Here is a 15,886-nt window from a genome sequence, read left to right as displayed (position 1 = left end):
GATGGTGAACAAAGCACAGATGCCAACGAATTAAAAAATGGCGGCTCTTTATTACCGTTAGGTGGCGACAGGGAGCACAGCAGCCATAAAGGTTATGCATTAGGTGCCATTGTAGATATTTTTTCTGCTGTATTAAGCGGTGCCAATTATGGGCCGTGGGTACCACCTTTTCCGGCTTATGTGCCCATGCCCGAAAATTTGCCTGGCGAAGGCATTGGACATTTTTTTGGTGCCATGCGTATTGATGCTTTTAGAACTGCTGATGAATTTAAACAACACATGGATAACTGGATAACCCGTTTTAGAAATGCAAAAACTATTGCAGGCGAAGCGAAAGTTATAATACCAGGAGATCCGGAAAGAGAAATGGAAGCAGTAAGAATGAAAGACGGAATTCCGCTGGTAAATGCGGTGGTAGAGGATTTGAAAGTGCTGGGAGAAAAGTTTTCTTTACCGTTTGCTTAAATGCATTTGGAATAGCCCTGTACATAAAATACTTTTGCAAAAAAATTATTCACTAAAAAAATGCCGCAGCCGCGGCAAACGGGGGGGATTATGAAAATAATGAAATTTGGCGGTACCAGTGTTGGTAAGCCCGAAAGAATGCAACAGGTAATGCAACTGATAACTGCAGATGAAGAAAGTAAAATTGTGGTGTTATCTGCATTAAGCGGTACTACCAACAATTTAGTAGAAATCAGCAATGCTATGGCTGGCAATAATAAAGCCGAAGCAAAATTGCTGATAGAAAAATTAGAAAATCATTATAAAGATTTTATACAGCAACTATTAAAAACGGATGAGTGCCTTAATGGTGCATCAAAAGTATTGCAGGAGCATTTTGAATTTTTATACATCATTTTAAGAATCTCTTTCAGCGAAGCATTAAACAAAGATATTTTGGCACAGGGCGAATTGCTGAGTACAAAATTATTTTCTATCTATTTAACAGAGCAAAAAGTTGACCATGCGTTTTTACCGGCACTGGAGTTTATGACTATTGATGCGAATGACGAACCGCAGATTGGGGCCATTAAAGTAAAACTGGCCCAGCAAATAAAACAAAACGCAGATAAAAAAATATTTATCACACAGGGATATATTTGCCGCAATGCAAAAGGAGAAGTGGATAATTTAAAAAGAGGTGGCAGCGATTACAGTGCATCGTTAATTGCTGCAGCTATTAATGCCAGCGTTTGCGAAATATGGACGGATATTGACGGCATGCATAACAACGACCCCCGCATTGTAAATAAAACTTTTGCCATTGAGCAATTAAGTTTTGAAGAAGCTGCAGAGCTGGCTTATTTCGGTGCAAAAATTTTGCACCCTGCCAGTATATGGCCGGCACAATATTATAATGTACCGGTTAAATTATTAAACACAATGGATCCAGCTGCAAAGGGAACATTGATAGCAGAAAAAGCTGGCAGTGTAGGTGTAAAAGCTGTTGCGGCAAAAGATGGTATTACGGCAATACGGGTTAAGAGCAGCCGCATGCTTTTAGCCTATGGTTTTTTGCGTAAAGTTTTTGAAGTGTTTGAAAAATACCGCACTTCAATTGATATGATCACTACATCGGAAGTTGCCGTTTCGGTTACGATTGATAATGATGTAAACCTGCCCGATATTATTAAAGAGTTGGAGCCATTTGGCACGGTGGAAATTGATACCAATCATACCATAGTTTCTATTGTGGGTAATGAAATTGCCGAAACAAAAGATGTGATGAAAAAATTATTTGATGCAATTGAACCTATACCGGTGCGTATGGTAAGTTATGGTGGCAGCAAGCACAATGTATCTTTATTAATTGCACGAAATTATAAAGATCAAACTTTACAATTGCTGAATGAGGGCTTGTTTGGATTATAACAGCTCATTTTAAAATACTGGGAATGGTTTTGTATATCGAGTACAATACCATTCCTTTTTTTATTCTTTCATTTAAGAAAAGACCAAAAAATAAATACCACTGTTAACAATTCATTTGCAACATTTCGCAGCCTTTCTGCGTCTAACCAATGGTTTTTCATAGGATATTGGATTTAAACGGGGCTGGATTTCTATCCTGGCCCTTTTTTTATTTTTACCCGGACTGCATTAAAATATCATCAGGTATAACAGTAAGTCTTTTTGTAATGTATTTTTAATACTATAATCTTTTCAATTAAAATTTACATCTTTCATATAATTTAAATTTGATAACGCTGCTTTTATTTACTTTCCTTTTCAAATCAATACCTTTATCCTACTAATAAATTTTAAAATAGCTATTGCTGCATGTATAAAAGCGTACCATTTACGTGTTTATTTATTTTTTCTCTCTTTGCAATGCAAAAGCAAACAGTTGCTCAGCAAATTGATAACAGTCAGGATACTTTTTTTTTAGCAAAGAAAAAGGGTTTACTGGGCAGGCTGGGTAAAAGCATATCTACTTTTGCGCCGGATGAAGTGCCACAAAAAGTAGTGAACCCGTTTTTAAAATATAAAGGGAAAATTATTAGAAAAATAGAACTGGTGCGTTTAGGTTTTGAATGCAGTATTTATGATACCTGCGAAGTGAATGATAATTTAGGGATAAGGCTTGCCAACGCATTCCATAAAAATTCAAGAGAAAAAGTAATACGCAATAATCTTTTTTTTGAAGAAGGTGGAAGAGTTTACCCCTATTTAATTGCCGACAACGAAAGGTATTTACGTGACTTATCTTACATACAGGATGCAAGAATTATAATTGAATTTGCCCAACGAAGTACAGACTCAGTTGATATATTTGTGTTAACTAAAGATGTGTTTTCATTAGGGGGGAAACTTAAAATAGACAGCCGTACCAAAGGCAGGATAGAAGTGGAAGATGAAAATATTGGCGGCAGTGCAACTAAAATTTTTCTCAGCGGATTTTATGATGAACCGAGGCATTCAAAAACCGGCTACAGCGCAGAGATAACCAAACGGAATATTAAAGGCTCGTTTGTTGACTGGACAGCCGGGTTCTCCAACTTTGCACAATCTTTCAGCAGTGGGCAAAGAGAGGTAACTACGCTGTACACACGATTGGAAAAACCTTTGGTAACACCTTACATACCCAGCACCGGCGCTATCGAAGCTTATTTTAATCAAACTAATAATCAATATATTTCCGATTCGCTTTACAAAACCGATTTTAGATATGCCTACTACAATATTGACGGTTGGCTGGGGTACAGCTTAGACAGTAAACGTGCCATTTATGCCAACAAAGAAATAAGGATACATAAATTTGTAGCATTAAGATCTTTCAACCTGCATTTTTTAAATTCGCCTGCTAAATCTAAAGATACATTCGATTACAGGTTTACCAATTCCACCGGCATACTTGCATCAATAAATGTTTTTAAACAAAGTTTTTACAAAACCAATTTTATTTATGGCTTTGGCCGTAACGAGGATGTGCCTGAAGGATTTTCGGCAGTATTTACCGGAGGATTTGTTGTACAAAAAAGTGCCGGTTTTTTTATTAAGCAAAATATAAAAAGACCTTATGCAGGATTGGATTTTAATTTAGCCAATTTTAAAAAACGTGGCTTTCACAGCAATTTTACTTTAAGGGCAGGAAGCTATTTTAATAAAAAACGGTTTGAAGATATGGACCTGTTATTTAACGTAGAACATTTTACCTCCTTAAAAAAGTTAGGCAGCAGGTGGTACCAACGAACTTTTATTACAACAGGGATAGCCGCACAGGTAAACCCGGTTTTTAATGCACCCTTATTTTTAAACAGCATTTATGGTTTGCCTTATTTTAATCCGGAAAATATTAATTCCGATTTAAGATCAACCATAAAAGTAGAATCGGTGTTTTACAATGTAAAAAAGGTATTGGGTTTTAGGTTTGCACCATTTATATTTTCCGACTTTAGTTTACTTAAACCCACTAAAGCAAATTTTAATAAGAGTGAAGGGTTTGGCGCTGTTGGCGGCGGTGTACGTACACGTAACGAAAACCTGGTGTTTGGCACCATGGAGTTAAAAGCCTATTATTTCCCCCGTACCAATGGCGATATGAATGTTTGGAAAATAGAATTAAATACTAACATTCGCTTTAAATACAACAGTACTTTTATTAAGCGCCCCGATTTTGTGTTAGCCAATTAAATTGCAGGCATAAAAAAACACCTGCAAATCTGCAGATGTTTAAATATCTTAAAGTTAATATTTACATCAAATCTAAAGCCTTGGCAAAAAAAGTTACATTAAAAGGCAGTACCATCGAACAGTAAGAGCCAATAGGTGAAAAATATACTATAAAAAAACCTGCTACAGAAAGTAGAAACAATATCCAGTAAAGCAATGTGTTCTTTTTAGTTGTACTCATTTGTAATTTTTTTTTGCAAATATAGGGCAGAAGAATTTATACTGTTACATTTTCCAATAAAAATATTGGTACTTTATAAACATATATTGGGTATTTACCCATTTTTTAATGTGTATTTTTTACATTTTGAAATAAAGGTTTTATATTGCTGTCCCTTAATACACGGTTTTGCTAATGACTATCCATTTTTATTTACGGTTTACAACCCATTTTGGCCAAACAATTTTTGTAAGTGGTAATACAGATGTGCTGGGTAATGATGATTTAAGCCAGGCTTTTGCTATCGAATATCTTAATGACCAGTTATGGCGTGGATCTATTAAAATTGATACCGTAAAAGACATTAACAACCTTAAGTATAAATACATTTTAAAAGAAAATGGGGTAGAAGATACGGTTGAATTTGGTGATGACAGAATTGTAGCACTGGATACTCTTGCTGCAGAGGAGATCAATCTTATTGATACCTGGAATTACTCCGGCGAAACCGAGAATGCTTATTTTACGCAGGCCTTTCAGGATGTATTATTAAAAACGCCAGCGGCTGTTACTAAAGTTGCTGCAAAGCCTCCTAAAAATTATACTCATGAGTTTAGGGTAAAAGCCCCCATACTAAACGACAATGAAGCGGTATGCATTACAGGTGCAGCAGCAGATTTAAATAATTGGAGCACCGAAAAACCGGTACTGCTTAAAAAAAATAAAACCTGGTGGAAGGTAAAATTAAATCTTGCAAAAGAAACATTTCCGCTTGCGTATAAATATGGTGTATATAATATAAATGATAAAAAATTTGTTGCCTTTGAAGCCGGTAATAACAGGACTTTAAACGGCGATGCAGCAAAGAAAAAAATCACCATCAGCCACGATGGTTTTATAAACACCACTTATAAACCCTGGAAAGGCGCAGGTGTTGCTATACCGGTATTTAGTTTACGCAGTAAAAACAGTTTTGGCACCGGAGAATTTACCGATTTAAAATTACTGGTTGACTGGGCAAAAAAAACAGGATTAAAATTGATACAGGTTTTGCCGCTTAACGATACTACGGCTACTCATACCTGGAAGGATTCTTATCCTTACTCCGCCATTTCTGCTTTTGCATTGCATCCATTATTTTTAAATTTAGAAAAAACTGCAGGCGCAATATCGGCAGCAATTATAAAACCGCTTAAGAAAAAACAGCAGCAATTAAATGCACTGCCCGATGTGGATTATGATAACGTAATAAAATTTAAGCTATCTGCCATAAAAGAAATTTATACTCATCAAAAAGATATTTTTAGAAACGATACCGCTTACTTCGATTTTTTTGAGCTGAACCGCCATTGGCTGGTACCTTATGCCGCCTTTTGTTTTTTAAGAGATAAATACAATACATCAGAATTCAGCAAGTGGAAAAGCAACAGCAGTTACGATGAAAATGCCATGCAGCGTTTAGTAAGTCCATCGCAAAAACATTACGATGATATTGCAGTGCATTATTTTACACAGTATCATTTGCATTTGCAATTAAAAGAAGCCACCGCATACGCTCACAAAAATGGCATTGTGGTAAAAGGCGATATCCCCATTGGTATTTACCGTAACAGTGTAGACGCATGGATGGCACCGGAATTATATAACATGGATGCACAGGCCGGCGCACCGCCAGATGATTTTGCAGTAAAGGGACAAAACTGGGGTTTTCCCACTTACAACTGGAGAGCCATGCAGCTGGATGATTTTACCTGGTGGCGCCAGCGCTTTGAGCAAATGAGTGAATATTTTGATGCTTTTAGAATTGATCATATTTTAGGGTTCTTCCGCATATGGAGTATTCCTTTGCATGCTGTAGAAGGCATTATGGGCAGGTTTGTTCCCGCTATTCCCGTACACATCAACGAACTTTTTGAAAGAAATATTAGTTACGACTGGTACCGCTATACCAAGCCATTTATTACTGACGAGGTGCTGTTGCAATTATTTGGCGAAGAAATAAGTTATGTAAAAAATTATTTTTTAAACGATAACGAATTAAAGGAAGCATTTAATACGCAGCGCAAAGTAGAAAATTATTTTGCCGAAAAAAATGACAGTGAGAACAAAATAAAATATGGCTTATTTAATTTAATAAGCAATGTAATTTTATTTGAAGAAGAAGCATCGCAGGGGCAGCAATTTCATTTCCGTATTGGTATGGAGCAAACATTGTCTTTTCAAAACCTGGATATACATTCTCAAAATGCATTAAAAGAACTGGCCGTAAATTATTTTTTCCGCAGGCAGGATGAGTTTTGGAAAACGGAAGCCATGAATAAACTGCCCGGCTTAAAACGCAGTACCAACATGCTTATTTGCGGCGAAGATTTGGGTATGGTACCGCATTGTGTACCCGATGTAATGCAGCAGCTGGGTATTTTAAGTTTGGAAATTCAACGTATGCCCAAGCAAAGCAATGCCGAATTTTTTCACCCTAACGATGCACCGTACATGAGTGTGGTTACACCCAGCACCCACGACATGAGTACCATACGTGGCTGGTGGCAGGAAGACGCCGCAAAAACACAGCGCTTTTACAACACCGTTATGGGCCGCTATGGCGAAGCGCCTTATTTTTGCGAAGCCTGGATAAATAAAGAAATTGTATTGCAGCATTTTTATTCTCCCGCCATGTGGAGCATTTTTCAATTGCAGGATTTGTTAGGCATAAATGAAACTTTACGCCGTGCCAACCCGGATGACGAAAGAATAAATATACCCGCCAACCCCAATCATTACTGGCGCTACCGCATGCATTTTACATTGGAAGATTTGCTGAAAGAAGATGCGTTTAATGAAGAAGTGAAGGGATATGTTGTGGCGAGTGGGAGGTAGTTTTTGAACCGGATGGTAATCTTTTTTTTAACCTCATTTTCTTGTCGGCTGTTTATTTTCTCAATAATAATAGTCGTGGAAAACGTCTTTCAGGCGAACGGTCTTATTTGAAACAATGTCGTAGCCATAATCATTTTTAAAATTGGTTATTTTATTTTTCCATAAAGTTACATCTTCGTCTACCATATTGGCTTGCGATAGTAAATTGTAGTAAGATATTTTTTCATTTATTGAATCAGTAGATAACAAAAGTCTCTTGATAGCTAAACTAAAATCCTTATCTCTTTTCAATCTTTCTATCATTGGAATAAAAAAATACTTATGCTGATGTTTAATGTCGCCAAAATTTGTAAATATATTTTTTAAGTACTCGGTTAAATTATCTACATCTCTAAATAAAAATTTGAGATTGTAGCCTACATAATTATCTATTTGATGTTGATTTTTAACTAAGTTATCAAATATTTCCTTTAGTATAGGTTCTTGCGACCAACCGTTACACAAAGCGATAATTCTACCAGCATCATCAAAATGTTGCACCTTTATCACTTCTTTATATACTTGATTATCATTTTTAAAATTAGTACCCAACAGTCTACCCGCAAGAATTCCATTGCCCCAGTCAGCATCAGTAATAAGTCGTAACAAAATATCCTTTAAAATAGGACTTCTAGGTGATGTTCTGTTTAGAAAACTAATTATGGAATTGTTTTTAATTGTTGTAGAATGGTTCGATATAAATTCCATTATATGATTGTATGTTGGTGAGGACTTTGCAGAATGCCTTGCAAAGAATCCCCAAATGCCTTCAACATATTTACTAAATTTTAGATTCTCCACAACAGAATTGAAATCTTTTCCAGCATAAGAAATAAGGTAATCAAAATTATCAATTATAGATTTAATCATTATCCCGCTAGAAGATTTTCTATAAGTGTGTTCATTAAAAATGTCCAGCAGTCTTGATTTATTTTTACTGTTGTTTTCAATATCTTCTATTGAAAAATATTCATCTAAATTCTTCGAAATTAAAAATCCTGTAAATGCAATACTCCTCTTTACTTCATAGCCAAATCCTCTTGCAAAAACTAAAGGTTTAATTAATTCTATGATTTTACTTGCATTAGTTTCTTTAATATGGTTGAATAAACAAATTGCCATATCACCCATTGTTTCTTCTTCTGCCTCTGTTTCGAAATTACTTAAAACCACTTCAATATTTTTAGGTAGTATTGATAAATTAGCAAAAGATTCTATAATCAACAACCTAAATTCTTTTGACAAAGGAATTGATTTTTTTAATAGATTTTCTTCCCTTTTAATTAATTCTGGAAAATATTGAATAGACAAGCTGTATAAACTATTGTCACTCTCTATCCGATCAGATACATAAATCTGTACTATTCTGTTTGAGTGAAAATTCTTTACAATTACATCAAGAGCAGAATAATATTGCCCCCAAAAGTCTTTAGGGAAGGAGTCAAGTTCCTCAATTAGTGCCTGTAATATATTGTTTTCAAAATATTCCTTATCAAGTTCAATTAGTGCAGAAATAGTCCTTTCTCTGAATATTATTTTTTTATCGAATAAAATTCCTTCTAGTATTTTTATCGCTTCTTTTTTTTCGTGATTATCAAAGACCTTAGAAACATAGTGAGCAGAAGCAGATGTTTTTGATGTCTCAATAGTTCTGAAATATTTTTTGAGTTTCTCTTTGATTTCTAAATCATTTGGCCAACCTTCCAATAAAGCCATAACATTCCAATGAGAAATGCCGGTATTTGGTAAATCTTCTAGAAGTATATTTTTTACATTTTCGGAATGAACAAAAACACTTGCAAATGCAACTTCGGGATCTATATGGCTATACTTTTTCAATCGTTTGTCCAACCAATTCTCAACAGAAGGAATTAATTCGTTATTTCCTTTGAAATAATGAATTAAATGTTGAAACATTTCGTTTTTATCGGTAGAGAGAAAAGGAAATTCTTCATTTTCAAATTGAAACTTAATCAGATTAATTACATCTGCCTCCTTATTAAAACAATGAAAAAGAACTTTCCAAGAAATTCCATTATCTATTATGTTTTTGCGATCACCATAAAAATTCTTTCTATCCGCGGATTTAATTAGTATTTCTTTAAGAACATTATTTTTATTAAACCCATCAATGAGCAGGTCAATAACTTCTTGATTTAGTTGATATGGCATTTGGTTTACAAGTGGCAATATCAGTTCTATATCATCGTAAGTATGTTTTTTTGTAAAAACTTTATTTTTCAATAAGTAAAACTGAACGATTGGAACATCAACTTCAATAGCTTTTATTAGGTTATCTCTTTCTTGCTCCGTTAAGTCTTTTGTAATTATACTATTTATTGCAAAGGCTAAAATATCAGGGTTTGAGCAGTTTAAAATTATCGCTTTAATAAATTTAAAAACTTCTTCGTTTTTTATGTGTTTCTTGAATGCGTAAGAAGCATCATATCTTATTTCCAGTGTCCCATTGATAAATGCTTTTTTTAAAAATTCTAATTGCAGTTCGTTTAAATGATTAGAATGTTGCAAAGCGTTAATTCGATAATCTCTATATTTGTTTTGATTTGGGAAATATTCTATTAGAAAATTCTGAACTTTCTCCTTCAATCTTCCATTTTGAAGAGCATTAAGAATTCTTTTAAGCAAAGCTTCTTTGTATGTTGGGTCAGTTTCATATTCGAAATCATAAATAATAGCATCAAAAGCATCATTCATAATTTCACTCGGTGCATTATCTAAGTTAATAGCAATTTCAAAAGAGATTAATTTAAGGTATTCCTCTTGATATTTTTCACGAACAGCTTCTTTTAATACAACAAAATGGTGCTTATATTTTTTCACCTGCTTTAATTGCATTAACCCAAATAAGCTTATGATTACTTGATGAAAAGATGGATTTGCTGCGTATTGTTTTATAAATTCATTCACGTACTGTTCATCAGACTCATACAAATATTGTGCGGCTAAAAATTCTTGAAATTGCTTATGACCAAAAGAAATTTCATCATTTGATTTTTCAATAATAATCCCAAAATTATTTGCCCCAACCTCTATCAATTCTTTACTCCGAACCCTAGCTTTTGCCTTGTCATATTCTGCATAAGTAATTAGATACTCTTCAATTATTTTTTGTGCATCATTTTTCAAAATAACACCATCATTACTCTCCTTTTGAATGTAAATTGCAAGTTCACAGAAAATATCCTTAAAGTCTATGTCAATCATATTCTCTTGAACAATTCCTGCGTCAGATACACGCTTTACTGGGTGTTTTTTGATTAAATATTGAGTTATTTCTTTGAGAGCTTCGAGTCTGCTTTTTGGCAATACTGAATCTTGCATTTTTTGTACCACTAAAATGCTTAATAGCAAGGGTGTTTCGGCTAACTTATTTAAATCTCCGGCTTGCTCTAATTCTTTTATAAAATTATCGGTCTGCGTTTTTGAAAAACTCTGGTCATTATTTTCTTTTTGTAATGATGTCCACTTGCTATACCACTTTTCTACAAAGGCTTTTTGTTGTGTTTTTGAAAAACCAGCAAGATTTAATACATTTAGATTTGTAAAAAAGTCTTTCAATATTCTAAACCCGTAAGGTCTGCTAGAGTATAGAACTTTACAATCATAAAGTTCTCTTATTGTTTCAATTCGTGTTATTGCCTGTTGTGCAGCAGAAATACTGCTCCATTCATCAATCCCATCAATGATTAAAAAAAGGCGCTCATCTTCCAATGCGTCTTTTGCAATTTCAAATAGATGTTTTTTGCCATTACTATTAAACCAAAGGTTGAGTATTTCCGAAATGTTTAAAGAATCATTTTGGCTAAGATGTTTCGTTATGAATGCAAAAGGTAGCCATACTGGCAATGATTTACCATATTTTTGAGAAATGTTTTCTAGGTGAGGGGTTGGATTTAGAATATCCAATGCTAGATATCTAAGCAAAGTGCTTTTTCCTGCTCCAGGGTCGCCAATAATAATATTCCTATTATTACTTACCAATGAGTCATCTATTTTTATTCGAATATTAATACTGCTATCTTCTACTTCGCTATGATTATTCAAACCTCTATACCTGAATTTATTTTCAGATTGCCCATACCAATAATCATCATAATAATATTGGTCTTGGTTTGCGGTTGAAGCAGCAACAGATGAATTCTCTTTGATGATTTCAAAATTTTCATCTTTTACATTTGAAAGAATATCAGGAATAATAAATCTGTCCTGTAAAGTGTATGGGCTATTTAATTCTTTAGTAGGAATGCCAGGGTCTTGAATATTGAAAATTGTTGAATAAAATTCGTACAACTCCTTTCTAAATTTTATAATTTGTTTTGCGTCAAATTTTTTGGATTGCGAAATTTTTTGTAAGGCTAGTTCTCCATTAAATTTCTTTACCCATTCTAAACCAAAAAAATCAAAGACTATTTGAGGTTGTGTTTTTAAATATCTAGAAAGTTGAATTTTATCCCATTTTACTAGAGTTATGTTTTCTTTTTCCAGTTCAGATTTTAATTCTTCAAATCTGTCTTGAACTTGTGTTTTATTCCATTCGCAAGAAGTACATAAATGTAGTTTATCGCTTTTAGTAAAAAATTTTTCACTTTTAAAATATTCAACAGCATCTTTTATATCACTTAAATCAAATTTTTGGTATCTTTTACATTGATAAGAACTATATTTTCCGTTAGCTTGTCTAGCATAAATATCTATCCCTTCTTGCGCCTGTCCTTTTATACCATATATTTCACAGTCATTTATTGCGTAATCGATTTGTACAATAGCTAAACACAGTTTTTCAAAGTCTTCCCAAGATAATTTTTCTAAAGGAAGTTCTTGTTCTTTAGTGTCAATTGGTGGGTCAACTATGGTTTGAGTCGGTGTAAATAAATAATTTAAACTCATTCTTTTGTCTTATTTGTTGTCTGATTGTGCAATGGGATTCTACACTGACCGCTAACTCAAATATATACTAAAGTATTTTCCTTTCAAAATTTCTAAACCTGCTAAATTTTTTCTTTCAAATTCTAACATAATAAATATTAAGCACGAAAGTTTTATTTTTTGAAAACTTTTATAGCCATGGTATTATATAAACTCAATTATAAACTTCGTTCAGTGCTCAATAAAGGTATGCTGTAAAAGTGAGTGATACTTCGTTCATCAGTATAAACTCCACGATGCTCAACAGGATTAATAAAGTGCGTAACAAAACCTTTCGACTTTGCTCAGGATTATCCTCACCATCAACTCACAAACCAAACGTCTTCTTCATTGCTTTAAATAATCCCGGTGTACTCCAGGTGCCGGGTACAATCATGCGGCGTACTGTGTAAAGCGGTTGGGTACTGTCTTGCTTTGTAGATAATTGAAAAGCCATTTTTATATTGCGTTGCTGCAGCGCCGGGATGGCAGCAGCATTCCATAAACCAAAAGGGTAGGCAAAATAATCAACGGGTTTACCGGTAATACTTTGTAATTTTTGTTTGGCTTCGGTAAGTTGTATATTCCAATCGCTGTCGTTGTATTTGGTAACCATGTGATGATCCCAGGTGTGGCCGGCAATTACATGGCCCTCGTCTGATAATTGTTTCAATTGTTCTTTGCTCATGTATCTTTTGCGGCCGATGGAAATGTTCATAATAAAAAATACACCTTTAAAATTATGTTTTTTCATTTCGGTATAGCCAATAGTAAATTGTTCGGCATCGGTGTCATCAAAAGTTATCATGAAAGGTTTAGGCGGCAGGGGTTTACCGTAAGCCAAATAATTGTACAATTGATCGGGCAAAATAGTTTGATAGCCACTGTCTGCAAAAGCCTGCATTTGCTCAGTAAACTTTGCAGGCAAAACCATGTACTCACTTATCCTGGTGTTTTGTATATGATGATAACATAGTATCGGCACCTGCGTACGGGATAAGATAGTTGCAGCATCGGCAATGGGGGTTGCGGCAGTATCAATTTGTTGTTTTACATCGGGTGTTGCAGCCGCTGTTGTTTTTTCATTGGTATTGTTGCAACTTAATAAACCTATCAGTGCTAAAACTAAAAAGCAATTTTTCATTAAAAATAAAATAGTAATTATTGAAACTGGATATAACTTGGCCTGGGGATTAATTTCATTAATTCATCAGGAGTAAAAAGGCCGTTTTTATCTTTACGGGTATCGTTTTTGTAAAATATTTTAAAGCCGGTAAACATTACAGGTTCTTTATAAATATATCTTAAGTACGTGGATTTTTTTAAGACCTTATCGCCCCATCCGTCCATATCCATTATTACCTGCACTTCGGGAAGTTTTTTTATCCTGGCATAATCGCTTACCATGCCTTGTGTAAAACGGTGTACCATTAAAAGTTTAGGAGGCAAATTATTTTTTCGTACCAGCTCTGCTAAATAATCAACAGCAACATTAATGTCATCTGCATTAAAATTACCAATTTTTGTTCCGGGAGTTTCGCCATTTTTTAATGAAAATTCCGGGTCTAATCCAAAGTGAACGTTGGGTAATTTTAAATAGGGTTCCAGTAAAACTATTTCTTCTTTTACGGTGCTTCCGCCAACCTGTATATCTAAAAATACAATGCTGTTACTTTCATTGGCCCATTTCATTATGGTGTCTATCTGGTGAAAAGGCATGCGCATGCGGTGTTTGCCATCTTTACCGGGTGAGCCTTGTGCCGTCATGGCAATATAATGCAACGCCTGAATTACCGGCGTTGACGGGTCGGCCACTTTCCATTTATCAACTTCTTCCTGTAATTTTTTAAGCATCTCTGCCTTAGGTAATTCGCCAAGTATACCCATTCTTGTACTGTACAGGTTACCGTAAAATGCAACAATGCGGTTATAAGGTAAAATGGCGCCGGCTAACGGGTAAGGCATTTTTTGCGGCCATAAACCGGTGGTATCACCATTGGCCAGCTCCATCATTTTTTTGTTGTACAAAACGGTATCGATAGAAGTTGTTGGTGATGCCGGTGAAGCAGTTGCGGTGGTGGTGGTTGTTGCAGCAGAATCAACTGTCCTGCCTTTTTTTTCTGCATCAGTATTATTGCAACTTAAAATAATAATGGCTGCCGATAATACTATCGTGCCCTGGAGTAATAATTTTTTATTCATTTTAAGGGGGTATTAGATTTTTTTGTAAAGATAATCTTTCAAACTGTAATTGATAAGAAAAATAGCAGTGTTTTAAAAGAAGGGGAACGGGGTAAGCAGTGGAAACCTTCAGTTGTAGTGCTTTTAAATTTGCCAAACGGGCTGTGTTTTTACAGCTTACCATTTGGTAAGTTACTATTTGGTAAGTTACTATTTGGTAAGCTGGAAAAAGTGCTGAAAGTAAAAAGCATTGCTGCAAAAAGAATTGATTGATGATGCCATTGAATTTGTAGATACATGTTACAAACTTTAGTTTCAGAAGAATATGTAAATGTTAACTAATTCTTTACATTTATTTTTTCAACTAACTTCACTATCATTTTGTTTTTATCATAAGCAAATTTTAATTTAAGAGGAACAGGACATGAAAGTAAACTTCAAAACATACAACCTTCCGTTTAAACATCCGTTTACTATTAGTAAAGGAACAAAAACACACCAGCCTACATTAATTGTGGAACTGGAGTTTATGGGCATTAAAGGTTATGGCGAAGCACCGGCCATAAGTTATTACAATATTCCGGTTGAAAAAATGGTGGAAGACCTGGAAAGAAAAAAAATGTTTGTGGAGAAATTTGCTTTCAGCGACCCGGAAAGGTACTGGCATTATTTGCACCATCTTTTTCCTGCCAATTCATTTTTAGTTTGTGCATTAGATATGGCTGGGTGGGATTTGTATGGTAAATTAAAACGTAAACCACTGCATGAGTTATGGAATTTGGATATTACCAAAAGCCCGGTTACAGATTTTACTATTGGTATTGATACCATCGAGAATATGGTGAGTAAGATGAAAGAAAAACCATGGCCGATTTATAAAATAAAAGTAGGTGTAGAGAATGATATTGAAATGGTAGCTGCATTAAGAAAAAATACCGATGCTGTTTTTAGAGTTGATGCAAATGCCGGCTGGACATTAGAACAGGCGCTGCAAAAAATTCCGTTGTTAAAAGATTTGGGTGTGGAAATGGTGGAGCAACCTTTAGCAAAAGATAATTGGGAAGACATGAAAATTTTATATGAACAGTCTGCGTTACCGTTATATGCAGATGAAGCCTGTGTTTTTGAAATGGATGTAGAAAAATGTTATCAGCATTTTCATGGCATTAATATAAAACTTACCAAATGCAGCGGCATTACACCTGCAAGAAGAATGATAACAAAAGCAAGAAAGTTAAATATGGAAGTAATGGTGGGTTGTATGAATGAAAGCAGTGTGGGTACTGCAGCTATTGCACAACTGGCTCCGCTTTTAGATAAAGTGGATATGGACGGCCCGTTGTTATTAAGTGAAGATATTGCTGAAGGCGTGGGCTTTGATTTTGGTAAAATAATTTATAACGATAAGGCAGGATTGGGAATTACGTTGAAAGAATTTTAAGAGGTTGAGTAATTTTTAAAGTGGTTGAAAATCGTTGCGGCAGTTATATCCGGAGTCTTCAATTAACCGCTGACGGGGCTTGAAGC

9 protein-coding genes are annotated in these 15,886 nt (G+C 34.6%); 5 read left to right on the top strand and 4 right to left on the bottom strand.

The window, feature by feature from the left end; all coding sequences use genetic code 11:
• From ACY651_RS07425 to ACY651_RS07415, 3 genes are all read left to right on the top strand, one after another.
• A partial coding sequence (locus tag ACY651_RS07425) for an Ldh family oxidoreductase (RefSeq protein ID WP_462251243.1) occupies window positions 1-465 on the top strand: 465 nt, incomplete at its 5' end.
• A 90-nt stretch (window positions 466-555) separates the two neighbouring features.
• Complete coding sequence (locus ACY651_RS07420; RefSeq protein WP_462251241.1) at window positions 556-1,875, top strand: aspartate kinase; 1,320 nt, start codon at window positions 556-558, stop codon at window positions 1,873-1,875.
• 459 nt (window positions 1,876-2,334) lie between these two features.
• Complete coding sequence (locus ACY651_RS07415) at window positions 2,335-4,137, top strand: hypothetical protein (RefSeq protein ID WP_462251239.1); 1,803 nt, start codon at window positions 2,335-2,337, stop codon at window positions 4,135-4,137.
• Between the two features lie 61 nt (window positions 4,138-4,198).
• Here ACY651_RS07415 and ACY651_RS07410 read toward each other — a convergent pair whose 3' ends face one another.
• Window positions 4,199-4,357: a hypothetical protein gene (locus ACY651_RS07410; RefSeq protein ID WP_462251237.1), complete on the bottom strand. Its 159-nt coding sequence runs from the start codon at window positions 4,355-4,357 to the stop codon at window positions 4,199-4,201.
• 174 nt (window positions 4,358-4,531) lie between these two features.
• Between ACY651_RS07410 and ACY651_RS07405 the strand changes: the two genes are divergently transcribed.
• Window positions 4,532-7,213, top strand: a complete 2,682-nt coding sequence (locus tag ACY651_RS07405; protein ID WP_462251235.1) for a 4-alpha-glucanotransferase — start codon at window positions 4,532-4,534, stop codon at window positions 7,211-7,213.
• 60 nt (window positions 7,214-7,273) lie between these two features.
• Here ACY651_RS07405 and ACY651_RS07400 read toward each other — a convergent pair whose 3' ends face one another.
• The 3 genes from ACY651_RS07400 to ACY651_RS07390 all read right to left on the bottom strand — a co-directional run bounded on the left by ACY651_RS07400 (window position 7,274) and on the right by ACY651_RS07390 (window position 14,380).
• A complete protein-coding gene (locus ACY651_RS07400; protein WP_462251233.1) occupies window positions 7,274-12,160 on the bottom strand; it encodes an NACHT domain-containing protein in 4,887 nt (1,628 codons plus the stop codon).
• Window positions 12,161-12,506: 346 nt separating this feature from the next.
• Window positions 12,507-13,322, bottom strand: coding sequence for a polysaccharide deacetylase family protein (locus ACY651_RS07395; protein WP_462251231.1), 816 nt, complete (start codon window positions 13,320-13,322; stop codon window positions 12,507-12,509).
• Window positions 13,323-13,339: 17 nt separating this feature from the next.
• On the bottom strand, window positions 13,340-14,380 hold the full coding sequence (locus tag ACY651_RS07390) for a hypothetical protein (RefSeq protein WP_462251229.1): 1,041 nt from the start codon (window positions 14,378-14,380) through the stop codon (window positions 13,340-13,342).
• A 403-nt stretch (window positions 14,381-14,783) separates the two neighbouring features.
• Between ACY651_RS07390 and ACY651_RS07385 the strand changes: the two genes are divergently transcribed.
• Entirely contained in the window at window positions 14,784-15,800 is a 1,017-nt protein-coding gene (locus ACY651_RS07385; RefSeq protein ID WP_462251227.1) for a dipeptide epimerase, read from the top strand.
• Window positions 15,801-15,886 lie beyond the last annotated feature (86 nt).

The sequence above is a fragment of the Ferruginibacter sp. genome (assembly GCF_031391665.1).
In the GTDB taxonomy this organism is placed as follows: domain Bacteria; phylum Bacteroidota; class Bacteroidia; order Chitinophagales; family Chitinophagaceae; genus Ferruginibacter.
The sequence above is the reverse complement of the archived record's forward strand: the minus strand, read 5'-3'. Positions and strand labels throughout refer to the sequence as shown.